The following is a 2,528-nucleotide window of genomic DNA, read 5'->3' on the forward strand; positions in this document are numbered from 1 at the left end:
CCTGTCGCCCTGCCCCGCGGGGGCAAATCAAGTATTCGGAAAGGAGGCGAAAGCCTGGTCTGGGGGCCGACTTGACTGAAAATAAAAATAGTCAAGTTTTTTGAACCAGGGACAGGCCAGGATGGGTGAACTGGAATGGGTTTATGGCCGTAATCCTGTACTGGAAGCGATTAAAGCAGGTAGAGAGCTGAACAAAATCCTGGTCGCCAAAGGCACCAAACTTCCCCCTAATCTTATGGCAGTCTTGCGGGAGAGTCGGGTACCTTTCCAGGAAGTGACCAGAGAGCGTTTGGACAGCATCTGTGGTACTTCCGCTCACCAGGGGGTAGCGGTTCAGGTAGCGGCCGCCTCCTATGTTGATTGGGAAGAGATACTGGCCCAGGCGGAAGCCAGGGGAGAACAGCCCTTGCTGATTTTGCTGGATGAACTGGAAGATCCTCACAATCTGGGGGCGATCCTGCGTACTGCCGAAGGGGCCGGAGTTCACGGGGTGATTATACCCAAACGTCGAAATGTGGGGTTGACAGGAACGGTGGCGAAAGCTGCTGCGGGTGCGGTAGAGTATGTACCGGTGGCCCGGGTGTCCAATCTGGTACAGATAATCAGGGAACTGAAAGAAAAAGGGGTTTGGGTAGCCGGTCTGGACGGAGAGGCAGAAAAAAGCCTTTGGGAACAAGACCTTACCGGGCCGCTGGCTCTGGTGGTGGGAGGAGAAGGCAAGGGTTTGAGCAGGCTGGTAAAAGAAAACTGTGATTTTCTGATTAAAATACCAATGTCAGGCAAGATTAACTCCCTGAACGCCTCCGTTGCTACAGCCATCTGTGTTTATGAAGTTTTGCGGCAACGCCAGCGCAAGGCTTGACTATGTCCAAGCCTGTGAGTATAATAGTTTATGTATCACTGCGACCCCGGGTAATACCAAATAGAGCGGAGGCGATGACCTTGAGTCTGAGTGCCCAACCGGATGCCTGCGAACGTTTTGAGGAAATGATTGATGAGGATGTGGTAGAACTGGCCAAGGCCGGAGACAATGCCGCCGCTGAGTACCTCATCAATAAGTACAAAAACTTTGTGCGGGCTAAGGCGAGATCCTATTTCCTGATCGGCGCCGACCGGGAGGATATTGTACAAGAGGGGATGATTGGCCTCTATAAAGCCATCAGGGATTTTCGCCCTGATAAGCTATCATCTTTCCGGGCCTTCGCCGAATTGTGCATTACCCGGCAGATCATCACTGCTATTAAGACAGCAACTAGACAGAAGCATATCCCATTAAACTCCTATGTCTCCCTGAATAAGCCTATTTATGACGAAGATTCTGATCGTACTTTGCTGGATGTGATTTCGGGTACTAAGATTACAGATCCGGAAGAATTGATTATCAGCAGGGAAGAATTCGATGACATTGAGGAGAAAATGGGGGAGTTGCTCAGTTCGCTGGAATGGAAAGTGTTAATGTCCTATCTAGACGGCAAGTCCTATCAGGAAATAGCAGTTGACCTTAAGAGGCATGTTAAGTCCATTGATAATGCTTTGCAACGGGTAAAAAGAAAAATAGAAAGATATCTGGAAAAACGGGACTGTGGCTAAATTGGCAGGGTTTACTTCTTGACCATTGGTGCAAGGAAGGCTATAATAGATTTTGTCAATGACGTAACAGTTCTTCGTCGCGGGGTAGAGCAGTTGGTAGCTCGTCGGGCTCATAACCCGAAGGTCGGAGGTTCAAGTCCTCCCCCCGCAACCAATAAGGCGGCGTAGCTCAGTTGGCTAGAGCATGCGGTTCATACCCGCAGTGTCGGGGGTTCGAATCCCTCCGCCGCTACCACTAAGGTCAGGTAAACCAGCCTATGGCTGGTTTTTCTTTTTACATATAATCAATCTTATTTAGCCCAAAATACTACAAAAAATATATGTAGGAGGTTTGAAGAGATGGCAAAGGCAAAATTTGAAAGAACTAAGCCTCACGTAAACGTGGGCACCATCGGTCACGTTGACCATGGTAAAACAACTACCACTGCTGCGATTACTGTAGTTCTGGCAACTCAAGGTAAGGCTGAAGTCAAGCGTTATGATGAGATCGATGCCGCTCCGGAGGAAAGGGAAAGAGGCATTACCATCAATACTGCTCACGTTGAGTATGAAACCGACAAGCGTCATTATGCTCACGTAGACTGCCCTGGTCACGCTGACTATGTTAAGAACATGATCACCGGTGCTGCCCAGATGGACGGCGCTATTCTGGTTGTATCCGCTGCAGATGGTCCTATGCCTCAGACCCGGGAACACATCCTGCTGGCCCGTCAGGTAGGTGTGCCTCATATCGTAGTCTGGCTGAACAAGGCTGACATGGTGGATGATCCCGAGCTGCTGGAACTGGTTGAAATGGAAGTGCGGGAGCTGTTGAATCAGTATGATTTCCCCGGTGATGACATTCCTGTTGTTGTCGGTTCCGGCCTCAAGGCGCTGGAGTGCGGCTGCGGCTCCCGGGATTGCCAGTGGTGCGGCAAGATCTGGGAACTGATGGATGC

At 50.3% G+C, this 2,528-nt stretch carries 3 protein-coding genes and 2 tRNA genes; all 5 read left to right on the forward strand.

The genetic code is table 11. The features are described 5' to 3' along the window. Positions 1–121: 121 nt before the first annotated feature. Complete coding sequence (rlmB, locus tag ULO1_RS05535; RefSeq protein WP_078666710.1) at positions 122–862, forward strand: 23S rRNA (guanosine(2251)-2'-O)-methyltransferase RlmB; 741 nt, start codon at positions 122–124, stop codon at positions 860–862. Between the two features lie 80 nt (positions 863–942). Then, positions 943–1,590, forward strand: a complete 648-nt coding sequence (gene sigH / locus ULO1_RS05540; RefSeq protein ID WP_078666709.1) for an RNA polymerase sporulation sigma factor SigH — start codon at positions 943–945, stop codon at positions 1,588–1,590. 78 nt (positions 1,591–1,668) lie between these two features. Next, positions 1,669–1,744: transfer RNA gene (locus tag ULO1_RS05545), tRNA-Met, on the forward strand. 4 nt (positions 1,745–1,748) lie between these two features. Beyond that, positions 1,749–1,825 (forward strand) — tRNA-Met (locus tag ULO1_RS05550). A 104-nt stretch (positions 1,826–1,929) separates the two neighbouring features. Beyond that, the coding region (locus tag ULO1_RS05555; protein WP_143325414.1) for a GTP-binding protein at positions 1,930–2,528 on the forward strand (599 nt) is incomplete at its 3' end.

Origin of the sequence: Carboxydocella sp. ULO1 (assembly GCF_002049255.1) — a bacterium.
Classification (GTDB): domain Bacteria; phylum Bacillota.